This window comes from Nocardioides marmoraquaticus (assembly GCF_054777915.1).
In genome coordinates this window covers 103,173-119,116 of sequence record NZ_BAAHAA010000005.1, presented here as the reverse complement: position 1 = coordinate 119,116, position 15,944 = coordinate 103,173, and the positions used below count along the sequence as shown (strand labels likewise).

14 protein-coding genes and 1 tRNA gene are annotated in these 15,944 nt (G+C 74.1%); 1 reads left to right on the top strand and 14 read right to left on the bottom strand.

The window, feature by feature from the left end; translation table 11 throughout:
* Nucleotides 1-7: 7 nt before the first annotated feature.
* From prmC to argS, 10 genes are all read right to left on the bottom strand, one after another.
* A complete protein-coding gene (prmC, locus tag ACYU8I_RS05580) occupies nt 8-862 on the bottom strand; it encodes a peptide chain release factor N(5)-glutamine methyltransferase (protein WP_460838345.1) in 855 nt (284 codons plus the stop codon).
* Nucleotides 859-1,932 carry a peptide chain release factor 1 gene (gene prfA, locus ACYU8I_RS05575; RefSeq protein WP_460838342.1) on the bottom strand — a complete coding sequence of 358 codons (1,074 nt, stop codon included), beginning with the start codon at nt 1,930-1,932 and terminating at the stop codon, nt 859-861. The genes prmC and prfA overlap by 4 nt, the downstream gene beginning before the upstream one ends.
* Before the next feature lie 99 nt (nt 1,933-2,031).
* Nucleotides 2,032-2,250, bottom strand: a complete 219-nt coding sequence (rpmE, locus tag ACYU8I_RS05570) for a 50S ribosomal protein L31 (protein ID WP_460838341.1) — start codon at nt 2,248-2,250, stop codon at nt 2,032-2,034.
* Between the two features lie 182 nt (nt 2,251-2,432).
* Complete coding sequence (locus tag ACYU8I_RS05565; protein ID WP_460838339.1) at nt 2,433-2,801, bottom strand: response regulator transcription factor; 369 nt, start codon at nt 2,799-2,801, stop codon at nt 2,433-2,435.
* 119 nt (nt 2,802-2,920) lie between these two features.
* The gene (gene rho / locus ACYU8I_RS05560; RefSeq protein ID WP_460838337.1) at nt 2,921-4,810 is read right to left on the bottom strand and encodes a transcription termination factor Rho; all 1,890 of its coding nucleotides are present in this window, start codon (nt 4,808-4,810) and stop codon (nt 2,921-2,923) included.
* A gap of 169 nt (nt 4,811-4,979) precedes the next feature.
* Nucleotides 4,980-5,894: a homoserine kinase gene (gene thrB / locus ACYU8I_RS05555; RefSeq protein WP_460838335.1), complete on the bottom strand. Its 915-nt coding sequence runs from the start codon at nt 5,892-5,894 to the stop codon at nt 4,980-4,982.
* Nucleotides 5,891-6,994, bottom strand: coding sequence for a threonine synthase (gene thrC, locus ACYU8I_RS05550; protein WP_460838333.1), 1,104 nt, complete (start codon nt 6,992-6,994; stop codon nt 5,891-5,893). Before thrC ends, thrB begins: the two co-directional genes overlap by 4 nt.
* A complete protein-coding gene (locus ACYU8I_RS05545; protein ID WP_460838331.1) occupies nt 6,991-8,310 on the bottom strand; it encodes a homoserine dehydrogenase in 1,320 nt (439 codons plus the stop codon). The genes thrC and ACYU8I_RS05545 overlap by 4 nt, the downstream gene beginning before the upstream one ends.
* Before the next feature lie 6 nt (nt 8,311-8,316).
* Nucleotides 8,317-9,747 (bottom strand): diaminopimelate decarboxylase, encoded by a 1,431-nt coding sequence (lysA, locus tag ACYU8I_RS05540; protein ID WP_460838329.1) that lies wholly within the window; start codon nt 9,745-9,747, stop codon nt 8,317-8,319.
* 2 nt (nt 9,748-9,749) lie between these two features.
* Nucleotides 9,750-11,405 (bottom strand): arginine--tRNA ligase, encoded by a 1,656-nt coding sequence (argS, locus tag ACYU8I_RS05535; RefSeq protein WP_460838327.1) that lies wholly within the window; start codon nt 11,403-11,405, stop codon nt 9,750-9,752.
* A gap of 116 nt (nt 11,406-11,521) precedes the next feature.
* Here argS and ACYU8I_RS05530 point away from each other — a divergent pair.
* Nucleotides 11,522-11,594: transfer RNA gene (locus tag ACYU8I_RS05530), tRNA-Arg, on the top strand.
* Nucleotides 11,595-11,629: 35 nt separating this feature from the next.
* Here the strand turns inward: ACYU8I_RS05530 and ACYU8I_RS05525 are convergent.
* From ACYU8I_RS05525 to ACYU8I_RS05510, 4 genes are all read right to left on the bottom strand, one after another.
* Nucleotides 11,630-12,328 (bottom strand): TetR/AcrR family transcriptional regulator, encoded by a 699-nt coding sequence (locus ACYU8I_RS05525; protein ID WP_460838325.1) that lies wholly within the window; start codon nt 12,326-12,328, stop codon nt 11,630-11,632.
* Between the two features lie 5 nt (nt 12,329-12,333).
* Complete coding sequence (locus tag ACYU8I_RS05520) at nt 12,334-14,028, bottom strand: FAD-dependent oxidoreductase (RefSeq protein WP_460838323.1); 1,695 nt, start codon at nt 14,026-14,028, stop codon at nt 12,334-12,336.
* Between the two features lie 21 nt (nt 14,029-14,049).
* Nucleotides 14,050-15,033, bottom strand: coding sequence for an AurF N-oxygenase family protein (locus ACYU8I_RS05515; protein ID WP_460838321.1), 984 nt, complete (start codon nt 15,031-15,033; stop codon nt 14,050-14,052).
* A gap of 126 nt (nt 15,034-15,159) precedes the next feature.
* Nucleotides 15,160-15,660 carry a CAP domain-containing protein gene (locus tag ACYU8I_RS05510; RefSeq protein WP_460838319.1) on the bottom strand — a complete coding sequence of 167 codons (501 nt, stop codon included), beginning with the start codon at nt 15,658-15,660 and terminating at the stop codon, nt 15,160-15,162.
* Nucleotides 15,661-15,944: the final 284 nt, after the last annotated feature.

Below are 15,944 nucleotides of genomic sequence, written 5' to 3'. Positions count from 1 at the left end.
GATGCGGTCATGGTGCCAGCCGCGCCGTCACGAAGCGCGGACGACCTGCCAGGTCGCGGTGGTCGCGGACCTCGCGCCAGCGCCCGGTGCGGCCGAACACCTCCACCGCGCTCGCCCCCTGCACGTCGGCGTGCTCGGCCCCGACCACGCCGCCGGGCCGCAGCAGCCGCGCCGCGACGCCCTCGAGCACCCGCATCGCGTCGAGACCGTCCTGACCGGACCACAGCGCCAGCGCGGGGTCGTGGTCGCGGGCCTCGGGGGCGACGCCGTCCCAGGCCTCGAGCGGCACGTACGGCGGGTTGGCGACGACGACGTCGACGGTGCCGTCGAGGTCGCCGAAGGCGTCGGCCATGTCGCCGAGCCGCAGGTCGACACGGGTGCCGGCGAGGTTGCGCGCCGCCCAGGCATGGGCGTCGGGGTCGAGCTCGACGGCGTGCACGGCGGCACCGGGGGCCTCGTCGGCGAGGGCCGCGGCGACGGCGCCCGAGCCGGTGCACAGGTCGACGACCGTGCGGCCCGTCCCGTCGCCGGGCAGCTGCTCCAGCGCCCATCCGGCGAGCAGCTCGGTCTCGGGGCGCGGGCAGAAGACCCCGGGGCCCACCGCGAGCTCGACGTGACGGAAGGCCGCGGTGCCGGTGAGGTGCTGCAGCGGCTCGCGGCTCGCGCGACGCGCGACCAGGGCGTCGTACGTCGCCTCGGCCGCCGGGTCGACGGAGTCGAGGAGCAGCAGCCGACCGCGCGTCGTGCCGAGCACGTGGGCCAGCAGCTCGGCGGCGTCGTGCTCGGGGCTCGCCACACCTGCCTCGGCCAGCCGCGCCGAGGCGGCGCGCAGCAGCCCGCGCGGCGCCGCTCCGGGTCTCACTCCCCCAGCGCCTCGAGCCGGGCGGCGGTGTCGGCCTCGACCGACGAGGCGACGACGGCGTCGAGGTCGCCGTCGAGCACCCGGTCGAGGTCGTAGGACTTGTAGCCGGTGCGGTGGTCGGAGATGCGGTTCTCGGGGTAGTTGTAGGTGCGGATGCGCTCCGAGCGGTCGACGCTGCGCACCTGCGAGCGGCGCGCGTCGCTGGCCTCCGCGTCGGCCGCCTCCTGGGCCGCCGTCAGCAGCCGGGCGCGCAGGATGCGCATCGCCTGCTCCTTGTTCTGCAGCTGCGACTTCTCGTTCTGGCAGCTGGCGACCACGCCGGTGGGCAGGTGGGTGATCCGCACCGCCGAGTCGGTGGTGTTGACGCTCTGCCCGCCCGGCCCGCTGGAGCGGTAGACGTCGATGCGCAGGTCGGAGTCGTGGACCTCGACGTCGACCTGCTCGGCCTCGGGCATCACCAGGACGCCGGCCGCGCTGGTGTGGACGCGGCCCTGGCTCTCGGTGACCGGCACCCGCTGCACGCGGTGCACGCCGCCCTCGAACTTCAGCAGCGCGAACGGCGCTCGGCCCGGTTCGGGCGTGCCCTTGGCCTTGACCGCGACGGTGACCGACTTGAAGCCACCGAGGTCGGACTCGGTGGCGTCGAGCACCTCGGTCGACCAGCCCCGGCGCTCGGCGAAGCGGGTGTACATGCGCAGGAGGTCGCCGGCGAACAGCGCCGACTCCTCACCGCCCTCCCCCGACTTCACCTCGAGCAGGACGTCCTTGCCGTCGGAGGGGTCACGCGGCACGAGGAGCTGGCGCAGCCGCTCCTCGGCCTCTGCGAGGCGCCGGGTGAGCACCACGGTCTCGTCGGCGAAGGCGTCGTCCTCGGCCGCGAGCTCGCGGGCCGCCTCGAGGTCGTCACCCAGGCGCACCCACTCGTCGTGGGCGCGGACGACGGCGCCGAGCTCGGCGTATCGCTGGCCCAGGCGGCGGGCCTGGACCGGGTCGCTGTGCACGGCCGGGTCGGCGAGCCGCTGCTCGACCTCGGCGTGCTCCTGCGCGCGCTGCTCGACGGCCTCGAACACCTGCCTGCCTCCTCCTGTGTCGTGCTGGCGGAACGGGGAGACCCCGCCGTCCGACCGGCCCGCGAGGGCCGGGGACGGCGGGGTCCCGGGGGCAGAGGGCTACTTGGCCTTCGTGCGGTTGGCGTAGCGCGCCTCGAACCGGGCGACGCGACCGCCGGTGTCGAGGATCTTCTGCTTGCCCGTGTAGAACGGGTGGCAGCTGGAGCAGACCTCGGCGCGGATCTCGCCGGACGCCTTGGTGCTGCGGGTGGTGAACGTGTTGCCACAGGTGCACCGGACGGACGTCTCGGTGTACTGCGGGTGGATGTCCTTCTGCATGGGTGTCCTCTCCAGGAGTTCAGGGCCGCCGGGTCGTGCCCCCGCCAGGACGGGCGAGGACGACGTGAACCGGAGCCAGCCGAGGATTCTGCCACCGGTCGCACCGGCGGCGCCAATCGTCGTACGGCGTCACAACGCCGCGCACCGCCGGGGTGTTCCCGGCGTGCGTGGGTCGGGTCGGGTCAGCGGCGCGCGAGGACGGCCGAGACGCGCGAGGCCAGCTCGCGGGGGCTGAACGGCTTGACGATGTAGTCGTCGGCGCCGGCCTCGAAGCCCTGCTCGATGTCGGACTCCTGGGCCCGGGCGGTCAGCATGATGATCGGCAGGCCGTCCATCGAGGAGTCGGCCCGCAGCGCGCGAGCGGCGTCGAGGCCGCTCATGCCCGGCATCATCACGTCGAGGATCACCAGGTCGGGCCGCTCGGAGGTGCAGGCCTCCACGGCGGCCGCGCCGTCGCCCACGGGCACGACGTCGTGCCCGCCGTGCCGCAGCTTGAAGACGACGAGCTCGCGGATGTCCGCGTCGTCGTCGGCGATCACGATGCGCGCCATGAGTCAGTCACCGGTGCTTTCCGTCGAGAAATTCGCGAGACAGCATATCTGTACCAGAGGCAGGGGCGAGGGCGTATCGGAGCGCCGGGGCATCGGTCCGTCGGCCCTGCCGCGACCCGTCACCGGCGCGGGGCGCGGAGCAGCTCGAGGTTGGTGCTCGAGCCCTTGAGCTGCTCGACCAGTCGCTGGGCGGCCGCGTCGCGCTCGAGGGTGTCGAGGGAACGCCGCAGCTGCCGCACCGCGGTGAGCTCGCCCTCCGAGAGCAGCAGCTCCTCGCGCCGGGTGCCCGACGAGAGCACGTCGAAGACCGGGAAGACCTCGGTGCCCGGCGCCGGCCGGCTCAGCCGCAGCTCCATGTTCTCGGTGCCCTCGAGCTCCTCCAGGATCGCGGCGTCGGTCGGCGAGCTGCCACCCACCGAGGCCGTGGCGACGACCGTCAGCGACCCGCCGTTCTCGACGTTGCGGGCCGCGCCGAAGAACTTCTTGGGCTGGTGCACGGCGGCGGCGTCGAGGACGCCCGCGCTCCCCCGACCGCCGGAAGCGGCCGCGAGGTTGTAGGCGCGGGCCAGCCGGGTGAGCCCGTCGAGGAGCAGCACCACGTCGTGGCCGAGCTCGACGAGGCGCTTGGCCCGCTCGAGGGCGAGCTCCGCGACGAGGGTGTGGTCGGACGGCGGCCGGTCGAAGGTCGAGCTGATCACCTCGCCCTTGATCGAGCGGGTGTAGTCGGTGACCTCCTCGGGACGCTCGTCGACCAGCACCACCATGACGTGGCACTCCGGGTTGTTGCTGGTGACGGAGGCCGCCATCGCCTGCAGCACCGTGGTCTTGCCGGCCTTGGCGGGCGAGAGCACGAGACCGCGCTGGCCCTTGCCCACCGGTGTCACCAGGTCGAGCGCGCGGCCGACGAGGTCGCCGGGGCCGGTCTCGAGGCGGAGCCGCTCGGAGGGGTTGACCGGCGTGAGCTTGCCGAAGTCGACCCGGTTCCTCGCCGCCTCCGGGTCGGCCCCGTTGACGCTGTCGATGCGCACGAGCGGGTTGAACTTCTCGCGCCGCTCGCCCTCGCGCGGCTGCCGCACCTGGCCGGCCACCGCGTCCCCGCGGCGCAGCCCGTGCTTGCGGACCATCGACATGGACACGTAGACGTCGTCGGGACCGGGCAGGTAGCCGCTGGTGCGCACGAACGCGTAGTTGTCGAGCAGGTCGAGGATGCCCGCGCACGGCGCGAGCACGTCGTCCTCGAGGATCTGCAGGTCGGGCTCGCCGCGCCGGCCCCGGTCGTGCCGGTCGTTCTGCCGGTCGTTCTGCCGGTCGTTCTGCCGGTCGTTCTGGCGGTCGTTCTGCCGGTTGTCGCCCTGCCGGTTGTCGCCCTGCCGGTTGTCGCCCTGCCGGTTGTCGCCCTGGCGGTTGTCGTTGGCCCGGTCGCGGCCCCGGCGGCGGCGGTTGCGCCGGCTGCCGCCCTGGTCGTCGTCGCCGTCCTGGGCGTCCCTGTCCTGCTGCCTGTCCTGCTGCCGGTCCTGCTGCCTGTCCTGCTGCCGGTCCTGCTGCCTGTCCTGCTGCTGCCGGTCCTGCTTGTCCCGCTGGGGCTGCTTCTCGGCCTGCTGGTCGGCCTGCTGCCGGTCCTGCTGGTCGGCCTGCTGCCGGTCCTGCTGGTCGGCCTGCTGGTCGGCCTGCTCGGGGGACTTCGCGGGGGCCTGGCGCTCGCGTCGCCGGGCCGGCTGCTCGCGGACGGGCTCGGCGGCTGCGGGCTCGGCAGCGGCCTGCTCCGACGCGGCCTGCTCCCGCTCGGCCTGCTGGGGCGCGGCCTTCTGGGGCGCGCCCTGCTCGCGGCGGGCGCCGGACCCCGGGGCGGAGGCGACCTGGGCGCCCCTGATCGCCTCGACGAGCTGGCCCTTGCGCAGGCCGGTGGTCTTGATGCCCAGGCCCATGGCGACCTGCTTGAGCTCGGGCAGCAACATGCCCTCCAGCCCCTCCTTGCGTCGGGGGCTGCGGGCGGCGGGCGTCTCGGTCATGCGGGGTCCTTCCCCGGGACTGGCCGCGCGGGCGGCGCGACGAGCAGGAGCGGTCGGTCGTCGGCCGGAGGATCCTCACCGAGAGCCGGGAGGTGGTCGACGGCGTCGGACGGCATCGGCGTCGACCCCGGCACCAGGGCCGCAGGCGACGTCGGTCGTGACGCGGGCGTCACGCTAGCACGCGCGCGCCGGGCCCCCCGAGGTCCTGCACGGAGGCCTCCCAGCCCTGCGGCGCCGCGTCGAGCACCTGCTGCTCGATGCCGTCGGCGTCGGGTCCGACGACCCAGGCCAGCACGGTGGGGCCGGCACCGGAGACCGTGGCCGGCACCCCGTCGGCGCGCAGCCGCTCGACGAGGTCGAGCGAGTCGGGCATCGCCGGGCGGCGGTACTGCTGGTGCAGGAAGTCCTCGGTGGCCCGCAGCAGCGTCGCGGGCGACGGGTCGTGCGCGAGCGCGGCCACCAGCAGTGCCGCACGACCCGTGTTGGCCGCCGCCTCGGCGTGGGGGACGGTGTCGGGCAGCAGGCCACGCGCCACCTCGGTGGCGACGCCCTGCGGCGGCACCAGCACGACGCCGCGCACCCCGGGGGCGAGCGGCACCCGCTGGGCCCAGACCGCGCCGCCCTGCTGACCGCTGACCACGAGTCCGCCGAGCAGGGCGGGGGCGACGTTGTCGGGGTGGCCCTCCAGGGCGTTGGCGAGCGGCAGCAGGTCGGGCCCCTCCCCCTCGGCCACTCCCGCCAACGACCGCGCCAGGACCAGGCCGCCGACGATCGCGGCCGACGAGCTGCCCATGCCGCGGCTGTGCGGGAGCCGGTTGGTGCAGCGCAGCCGTAGGCCCGGCGGGGTGGCGCCGTACGCCGACCACCAGGCGCGCATCGCGCGGACCACCAGGTGGCCCTCGTCGCGCGCCACGTCGGCGGCGCCCTCGCCCTCGACCTCGACGACCAGTCCCTCGTCGACGACCTCGCCGACGAGGGTGTCGACCCGCTCGAGCGCGAGCCCGAGGCAGTCGTAGCCGGGCCCGAGGTTGGCGCTGGTCGCCGGCACCTCGACGGTGACCGGCCCGCGGGACCAGTCGGTCACCGGAGCCCGGCCGCCTCCGCGGCGGCGTCGACCTCGGCGTCGCAGACGGTGTCGACCAGGTCGGTGAAGGTCGACAGCGCCGTGTCGACGTCCTTGAGGCCGTGGCCGGTGACGGTGACGACGACCCGCTGGCCGTCGAGCCGCTCGCCCTCGCCCGCCTCGAGCAGCAGGCCGGCGACGCCGGCCGCCGACGCGGGCTCGACGAAGACGCCGTCGCGCTGGGCGAGCTCGCGCTGCGCGTGCAGGATCTGGTCGTCGTCGACGGCGCGGAACGCCCCGCCCGACTCGCTCGCCGCGGCGACGGCCAGCGACCAGGAGGCCGGGTTGCCGATGCGGATCGCCGAGGCGACGGTCTCGGGGTCGCTCACCGGCTCGCCGCGCACCAGCGGCGCGGACCCGGCAGCCTGCCAGCCGCGCATGCGGGGACGGCGCGTCGCCTCGCCGGCCTCCTGGGCCTCGCGGTAGCCGAGCCAGTAGGCCGAGATGTTGCCGGCGTTGCCGGTGGGCAGCACGTGCACGTCGGGGGCGTCGCCGAGGGCGTCGACGACCTCGAACGACGCGGTCTTCTGGCCCTGCAGCCGCATCGGGTTCACGGAGTTGACCAGGGCGACCGGGTAGTGGTCGGCCAGTCCGCGCGAGAGCCGCAGGCAGTCGTCGAAGTTGCCGCGCACCATGATCACCTGCGCGCCGTGCACCACGGCCTGGGCCAGCTTGGCCGCGCTGATCTTGCCCTGCGGCACCAGCACGAGCGGCTTCACGCCGGCCCGGGCGGCGTACGCCGCCATCGACGCCGAGGTGTTGCCGGTCGAGGCGCACACCACGGCCTCGGCCCCCTCGCCGACGGCGACCGACAGCGCGACGGTCATGCCGCGGTCCTTGAACGAGCCGGTGGGGTTGTCGCCCTCGACCTTGAGCCAGACCTCGCCCCCGGTGACCTCGGAGAGCCACGGCGAGGCCACCAGCGGCGTGCCGCCCTCGCACAGCGACACGGTCGGGGTGCCGGCCGGGACGTCGAGCCGGTCGCGGTACTCCTCGATCACGCCGCGCCACTGGCGGGTGCGGGTGCCTCCGCTGGTGGGGGTGGGCGTGGTCGTGCTCACTCGGGGTCTCCTTCCACCCGCATCACCGACGACACGTCGCGGACGTGGGGCATGCCGCGCAGCGTCTCCACGGTCGCGGCCAGGTCGGCGTCGCTCGCGCGGTGGCTGACCACGACCAGCTGGGCGTCGTCGCCGCGGCCCTCCTGGCGCACCGTCTGGATCGACACGTCGTGCTCGGCGAAGGCCTGCGCGACGGCCGCCAGCACGCCCGCCTTGTCGTCGACGTCGAGCTGCACGTGGTAGCGCGTCTGGGTCTGGCCCATGCCGAGCACCGGGTGGTCGGCGTACGACGAGTCGCCGGCGCCGCGGACGTCCTCGCGGCGGTTGCGGGCCACCGTCACCAGGTCGCCCATCACGGCGCTCGCGGTCGGGGAGCCACCGGCGCCGGGGCCGTAGAACATCAGCTGGCCCGCCGCCTCGCTCTCGACGAAGACGGCGTTGAAGGCCTCGCGGACACTGGCGAGCGGGTGGCTGCGCGGGATCATCGCGGGGTGCACCCGGGCGGAGACCGCCGGCCCGTCGGGCCGGTCCTCGAGGGCGCAGATCGCCAGCAGCTTGACCACGCAGCCCATCTCGGCGGCCGAGGCGACGTCGCCCGCGCTCACCTCGGCGATGCCCTCGCGGTGCACGTCGGCGGCGGTGACGCGGGTGTGGAAGGCGAGGCTGGCGAGGATGGCGGCCTTGGCCGCGGCGTCGAAGCCCTCGACGTCGGCGGTGGGGTCGGCCTCGGCGTAGCCCAGGGCCTGGGCCTGCTCGAGCGCCTCGTGGAAGCCGGCGCCGGAGCTGTCCATCGCGTCGAGGATGTAGTTGGTGGTGCCGTTGACGATGCCGAGCACCCGCGTCACCCGGTCACCGGCGAGCGACTCGCGCAGCGGGCGCAGGATCGGGATCGCACCCGCCACGGCGGCCTCGTAGTAGAGGTCGCGCCCCGCCTCCTCGGCAGCGGCGAAGAGCGTGCTGCCGTCCTCGGCGAGCAGCGCCTTGTTGGCCGAGACCACGCTGGCGCCGGAGCGCAGCGCCGCCAGCACCAGGCTGCGCGCCGGCTCGATGCCGCCGATCAGCTCGACGACCACGTCGACGTCGGGCCGGGTGACCAGCGCCTCGGCGTCGGTGGTGAAGAGCTCCTCCGGCAGGTCGACGTCGCGGGGCAGGCCGAGCCGCCGCACGGCCACGCCCACCAGCTCGACGGGGGCGCCGACGCGCGCCGCGAGGTCGTCGGCCTGCTCGTGCAGCAGCCGGGCGACCTGGGAGCCGACCACGCCGCAGCCCAGCAGGGCGACCCTCACGGGGGTGTTCTCGTGCTTGTCGTCGTTCATCGCGCGTCAGTCTCCCACCCGCGCGCCCGGGTCGACGTCGAGTGCCAACAGGTCGGACACGCTCTCGCGCCGCACGACCAGACGGGCCGCTCCGTCGCGCACCGCCACGACGGGCGGCCGCGGCACGTGGTTGTAGTTGCTCGCCATCGAGCGGCAGTAGGCGCCGGTGCCGGGCACGGCGACGAGGTCACCGGGCACGAGGTCGCCGGGCAGGAACTCGTCCTTGACCACGATGTCGCCCGCCTCGCAGTGCTTGCCGACCAGGCGCGACAGCAGCGGCGGCGCCTCGGAGGCCCGGTTGGCGAGGGTGCAGGAGTAGTCGGCGTCGTACAGGGCGGTGCGGATGTTGTCGCTCATGCCGCCGTCGACGGAGACGTAGGTGCGCACCGCGCCGGCGTCGAGCTCGACGGCCTTGACGGTGCCGACCTCGTAGACCGTGCAGGTCGAGGGCCCCACGATCGCCCGACCGGGCTCGATCGAGAGCCGGGGCACGGCGAGCCCGCGGGCCGCGCACTCCTGGGCCACGATCGTGCGCATCTCGGTGGCCAGCTGCGCGGGGTCGGACGGGTCGTCCTGGGTGGTGTAGGCGATGCCGAACCCGCCGCCGAGGTCCATCTCGGCGGGCTCCTCGCCGAGCACCTCGGCGACCTGCTGGTGCAGCGCGAGCACCCGTCGTGCGGCGACCTCGAAGCCGGCGGTGTCGAAGATCTGCGAGCCGATGTGGCAGTGCAGGCCCAGCAGCCGGAGCCCCGGGGCCGCGGCCACGCGGCGTACGGCCTCGAGCGCGTCGCCCGAGCTGATCGAGAAGCCGAACTTCTGGTCCTCGTGGGCGGTGGCGATGTACTCGTGGGTGTGCGCCTCCACCCCCGGCGTCACCCGCACCATGACGCGGGCGGTGCGCCCGGTCTCCTCGGTCAGCGCCTCGAGCCGGGCCAGCTCGTGGAAGGAGTCGACGACGATGCGGCCGACGCCGAGCTCGAGCGCCCGGCCCAGCTCGGCGACCGACTTGTTGTTGCCGTGCAGCTCGACGCGCTCCATCGCGAAGCCCGCGCGCTCGGCGACGGCGAGCTCGCCCGCGGTGCAGACGTCGAGGTGCAAGCCCTCCTCGTCGATCCAGCGGGCGACCTCGGTGCACAGGAACGCCTTGCCGGCGTAGTAGACGTCGAAGTCGTGGAAGGCCTCGCGGAAGGCGGCGGCGCGGGCACGGAAGTCGGTCTCGTCGAGGACGTACGCCGGCGAGCCGTGCTCGGCGACGAGGTCGACCAGCCGGACGCCGCCCACCTCGAGCACCCCGTCGACCTTGCGGGCCGTGGTCGACCACAGCCGCGGGACGAGCGCGTTGACGTCGCCACCGTCGCCGGAGCGGGGGTCGCGCAGCCAGGCCGGGCCGCGGACCGAGACCGCGGCGTGGGCCCATCCGGCTTCGTGCGCACGCACGACTACATCCGCTCGGGCGCGGACACGCCCAGCAGGTCGAGGCCGTTGGCCAGCACGGTGCGCGTCGCCTGCACCAGCAGCAGCCGGGCGCGGTGCAGGTCGGTGGTCTCCTCGTCGCCCATCGGCAGCACCCGGCAGGTGTCGTAGAACCGGTGGTAGGTGCCGGCGAGCGACTCGAGGTAGCGCGCGACCCGGTGGGGTCCGCGCAGCTCGGCGGCGCTCGTCACGACCCTCGGGAAGTCGGCGAGCGCACGGAGCAGCTCGCCCTCCTTCTCGTGGGTCAGCAGCGCCGGGTGGGAGGCGGCCTCGACGCCGAGGTCGGTGGCGTTGCGCATCAGGCTGGCGACCCGGGCGTGGGCGTACTGCACCGTGAAGACGGGGTTGTCGTTGCTGCGGCTCGCCCACAGGTCGAGGTCGAGGTCGATGTTGGAGTCGGTGGAGTAGCGAGCCAGGGCGTAGCGCGCGGCGTCGACCCCGATGGCGTCGACCAGGTCGTCGATGGTGACGACGGTGCCGGCGCGCTTCGACATCCGCAGCGGCTGGCCGTCGCGCACCAGGTTGACCATCTGTCCGATGAGGATCTCGAGGTTGACGCCCGGCTCGTCACCGAAGGCGGCGCACATCGCCATCATGCGGCCGACGTAGCCGTGGTGGTCGGCGCCGAGCATGATGAAGCAGCGGTCGAAGCCACGGCTGCGCTTGTCGAGGTAGTAGGCGAGGTCGCCCGAGAGGTAGGCCCCGGTGCCGTCGGCCTTGATCACGACCCGGTCCTTGTCGTCGCCGAACTGCTCGGTGCGCAGCCACAGAGCGCCGTCCTGCTCGTAGGTGTTGCCCAGCTCGCTCAGCCGGGCGATGGCCTTGTCGACGGCGCCCGACGTGTGCAGGTCGTTCTCGTGGAAGTAGACGTCGAAGTCGACGCCGAAGTCGTGCAGGGTCTGCTTGATCTCGGCGAACATCAGCTCGACGCCGACCTGGCGGAAGACCTCCTGCGCCTCGTCGTCGGGCAGGTCGAGCACGTCGGGACGCCGCTCGCGCACCTGCGTGGCGATCTCGCCGACGTAGGCGCCGCCGTAGCCGTCCTCCGGCACGGGACGACCGTGGGCGGCGGCGAGCAGCGAGCCGCTGAAGCGGTCGATCTGGCCGCCGTGGTCGTTGAAGTAGTACTCCCGCGTCACCTCGGCGCCGGTCATGGCGAAGATGCGGCCCAGCGCGTCGCCCACCGCCGCCCACCGCACGCCGCCGATGTGGATCGGCCCGGTCGGGTTGGCCGAGACGAACTCGAGGTTGATCTTCTCGCCCGCGAACGCCTCGGTGCGCCCGTACGCCGCTCCGGCCGCGACCACGTCGGCCGCCACCTGACCCTGGGCGCCGGCCTCGACGGTGATGTTGAGGAAGCCCGGGCCGGCGACGTCGACCGCGCCGACCCCGTCGGTCTCGCGCAGCCGCGCCGCGAGCAGGTCGGCGAGCGCGCGCGGGTTGGTGCCGGCCTTCTTGGCCAGCTGCATCGCGACGTTGGTGGCGTAGTCGCCGTGGCTGCGCTGGCGGGGTCGCTCGACCGTGACCTGGGTCGGGACACCCTCGGGGAGCGCGAGGTCACCGGAGGCGACCAGGGCCTCGAGGGCGTCGACGACGGCTGTCGACAGCTGCTGCGGAGTCACTTCCCCAGGGTATCGGCGGCACCGGTTTCACCGACCGCCGGACCGCCCGGTACTGTCTGCCCCCGAGCAGCACCCGCGCGGCCGCCACAGCACCGTCTCACCACCAGGTCGCGCGAGCCTCCGTAGCTCAGGGGATAGAGCACTGGTTTCCGGTACCAGGTGTCGCAGGTTCGAATCCTGCCGGAGGCGCCCACATCGTCAGGCCCGCTCGTCAGGCCCCCTCGTCAGGCCGTCTCGGCGGCCTGCAGCAGCTGCTGCAGGCTCAGGTGCGGGTCGATGTCGAGCCCGAGCCGCCGCGCGTGGCCGTCGAGCAGGTACCACACCGACTGCGCCAGCAGCACCGACAGCCGCTCGGCCGCCGGCTCCTCCGCGCCCCGGGCGACCCAGCGTCGTACGGCGCCGAGCACCGCGCCGACGAGCCCGTAGGCGAGCGGCGAGACGGACGCTCGCTCGTCGTCGCCGAGCTCGACGCCGAGCAGGTCGATGGCGGTCTCGAGGACGACCACCAGCGTCTCCGCCACCGCGGCGACGCCCTCCTCGGCGCCCCCGCCGGTGTCGGCGAAGGCGTAGAGCGCGGGGTGCTCGACCACCCAGGACACGTAGGTGGCGACGATGCGACCGATGATCTCGTCGACGGTGCCGTCAAGATTGACCTCGGGCAGCAGCCGCGAGCTGAGCCCGGCGCCGATCTGCACCTGGATCGCACGGTCGAGGTCGGCCCGGTCGGCGAAGTGGCGGTAGACGACGCTGCGGTTGAGCCCGGCGCGCTCGGCGATCTGCTGGACGTGGAACTCCGCCCCGGGTGCGCCACCCTCGACCACCTCGAGCGCGGCGTCGATGATGTCCTGGCGTCGCTGGCGGTTGTGGGCGTCCCAGCGCGACTGGCGACCGTCCTTCGGGGTGCTCGTCGGCCGTGTCGCCACCGTGCTCACCCCCGTCGGCCGGACCCCCTGGTCAGGACCGTGCTGAGCCGCAGCGTAGACCGCGGCCCGGGTCGGGGTCGCGCGGCGACGGCGACCGCGACGGCCTCGTCGACGTCGACGACCTTCTCGCGCGGGGCTCCACGACCGGCGCCTCGGCGCCGCTCCTCGCGGTCGAGGGCCCGCCAGTCGGCCAGGTCGAGCCCGACCACGAGGTCGGGGCCTGGACCGGCGGCTGGGCCGACTCCTGCGTCGAGGTCGTCGAGCAGGCTCGCCACGGTCTCCTCGGCGTCGCTCTTGTTGGTACCGATGAAGCCGCTGGCGCCGCGCTTGACCCAGCCGGCGACGTAGAGGCCCGGGCGCACCCGGCCTCGCTGGTGGGGCACCGTGCCGGTGACCGGGTCGTGCGGCAGGTCGGTGACCGGCCGGCCGCGGTAGCCGATGGAGCGCAGCACCAGGCCGCAGCCGATCACCTCGTGCTCCCCCGTCGGCTCCGCGACGACGGCGCCACCGGCGCCGGTGACCAGCCGGGTGCGGGCCACCACCAGCCCGCCCACGCGGCCGGAGCCGTCGTCGAGCAGCCGGACCGGCTGCGCGCAGAACCGCAGCACCACGGCTCGGCGGCCCGGCGTGCGCGGGCGGTCGGCGAGCCCGGCGAGCAGGGCCACCCGCTGACGCGCGGCCGGGTCGTCGCCGGTCGGCTCGAGGGCCTCGGCAGGCGCCTCGACGACGACGTCGACGGCCCCGCTGTCGGCCAGCGCGACCAGGCCGACGAGCTCGGGCACGGTGAAGGCGGCCTGCGCGGGACCGCGTCGGCCGAGCACGACGACCTCGCGCAGCCGGCTCGCGTCGAGCGCGGCGTGGGCGTGGGGGGCGACGTCGGTGGCGACGAGGTCGGCCGCCGGGCGGGCGAGCAGGCGGGCGACGTCGAGCGCGACGTTGCCGTTGCCGACCACGACCGCGCGCTCGTGGTCGAGCGGCACCTCGAGGTCGCGGGCGTCGGGGTGGCCGTTGTACCAGGCGACCACCTGCGTGGCCGGGAGCGAGCCGCGCAGCTGCTCCCCCTCGATCCCGAGGGCACGGTCGGTCGCGGCGCCCACGCAGTAGACGACGGCGTCGTAGTGCCGCTCGAGGTCGGCGAGGCTGACGTCGCGACCCACCTCGACACCGAGCCGGTAGCGGAACCCCGGCTGGTCCTCGATCGCGGTGAACAGCCGCTCGACGCGCTTGGTGTGCGGGTGGTCCGGGGCGACGCCGGCACGGACCAGGCCGTACGGCGCCGGCAACCGGTCGAGGACGTCGACCGACACCTCCGGGTGCTTGAGCAGCTCGTCGGCGGTGTAGAGCCCCGCCGGCCCCGCTCCCACGACGGCCACCCGGAACGGACCGGGTCGTCGCAGCCGCCGCTGCTCGGCGACGGGGGCGAGGGGGGCACGGTCGGCGTGGGGGAAGCAGTCGTAGTAGGCCGCGTTGATCGCCACGAACGGCTCCTCCGAGGGCGACAGCCGCGTGTGCGGCTTGACGGCGTCGACCGGGCAGGCCGACGCGCACGCCCCGCAGTCGACGCAGGAGGTGCCGTCGACGTACAGCATCTCGGCGGTGGCGAAGCCGGGCTCGCCCGGCGTGGGGTGGATGCAGTTGACCGGGCAGGCGACGACGCACGAGGCGTCGGCGCAGCACGCCTGCGTGACGACGTAGGGCACGGGGCGGACCGTCCGTGGGCCTCAGGCCGCGGCCGAGGCGACCTGGCTGCGGTGGCGCGAGGCCCGCCCGTCGATGCCCAGACGGCGCCAGACCCAGCGGGCGGGGCGGTTCATCAGGCCGCAGTCCTCGACCAGCATCCGCACGTCGCCGAACAGGTCGCGCAGGAACTTGCGCGACTCCGGGGAGTCGAACCACACCTCCCGGGCGACCTGGCGCGGGATTCCCATGTCGCGCCGGGCGCGGCGGCTCGGCACGAGGATCTCGCCGGCCAGCCAGCGCATCACCACCGGGACCGCGACCGAGAGCAGGGCGCGGTCGAACCGGGTGAGCCGGTCGGCACGGTGCTCGAGGTACTGGTGGGCGAAGCCGATGTGCCGGGCCTCCTCGGCCACGTGGATCTGCATGATGCGACGCAGCAGCGGCGGCATGTCGTCGCCTGCCCGCAGGATCGACTTCTGCACGTGGTCGATCGGCTCCTCGCCCGCCAGGACGCCGAAGAAGAATCCGTACGGCACCAGCGTGGCCGCGATCGGCAGCACCGGCGCGAGCGTGGTGAACAGCCGCGAGCCGCCCGGGACGTCCTGCCCGCTGCGGTTCACGAACTCCTGGAACATCTGGGTGTGGTGGGTCTCCTCGGTCGCCTCGTGGGTGCAGTAGCGGAACTCCGCGGACCCGTGGGGCAGCGAGAACGCGTAGTTCATCAGCCCGGCGATGAGGATCTGCTCGAACTGCAGGCCGACCTTGGTGACGTTGGCCTGCCGGTAGAGCCCGATCCGGATGCGCTCCTCGAGCGGCAGCGCCTGGTACCAGGAGTGCCGTCCGAGCGCGTCGACCTCCGGCAGCACCCACCGCGGGTCGGTCGGGTCGACGGCGTGGTCGGGATCGTCCCAGGCGATGTCGAGGAACGCGTCGAAGTGCCGGTGGACCGACGCCTCCGAGAGGGTGAGCAGCCGCTCCTCGTAGCTCGCCCCGTCGGCCTGGCCACGATCCTGCGTCGTCGTCATCGCGCTCACCTCTCGTCGTGCGCCCGGGCGACGACCGGGCGGCGGGTCGGTCCGACGAGGTTAGTGCGACTCGGTGTCGCGAGTAAAGGGGTTACCGCAACGCGTGTCGCGGTTACCGCGGCGCCGTCAGGAGCCGAAGACCTGAGCGGCGTACACCCGGCCGCTGCGGGCGTGCTGCACGGCGTCGACCCCGATGGTCCGGTAGCGCTTGCTGAGGATGTTGCGCTTGTGGCCGGGCGACTTCATCCACATCTGCACCACCTGGGCGGCGGACATGCTCGGCGAGCGCCAGGCGACGTTCTCTCCGGCGGTCCGCAGGTTGCACTCGCGCAGGACGGGACGCAGGACCTGGTGGTACATCCGGTTCTTGCGGGCCATGGCGTTCGCCTGCTTGGCGGCGAAGCGGTCGACGCAGCTCGCCGCACGCAGCGGCTTGAGGTCGCGCTCGGCGCGCTCGGCGTTGACCAGGGCGATCACCTGGTCGTCGAAGCTCGACTCGATCGCCCGGGTGGCCGGCTCGCCGCCGGCCTGGGCCGGCGCGGCCGCGAGGCCCAGCGACAGCGAGGAGGTGACGACGAGGGCGCCCACGAGACGGGCGGCGCGGGTGGCGACGATGCGGTGGTGCATGATCTCGGTCCTTCGTGATGGCGGGTCCCCGTATAGGACAACCGTCACATAGAACGCGTACCGGTGCATACCAATCGAGACTATTAGTCCGAATTATGTGCGTATCGCCCTCGCGTGTGGTGGCCGCGGCCCGGGGACGTGGTCGGACCTCCCGTCACCCCCGCGACCCGGCACGACCTGCTGGCCGACGGGCCGGCTGACGGGCCGACTGACGGGCCGACTGGCGGGCCGACTGGCGGGTAGCGGCCTGCGGTGCAGGCGCGGGTGGCCTGGGACTAACCTGT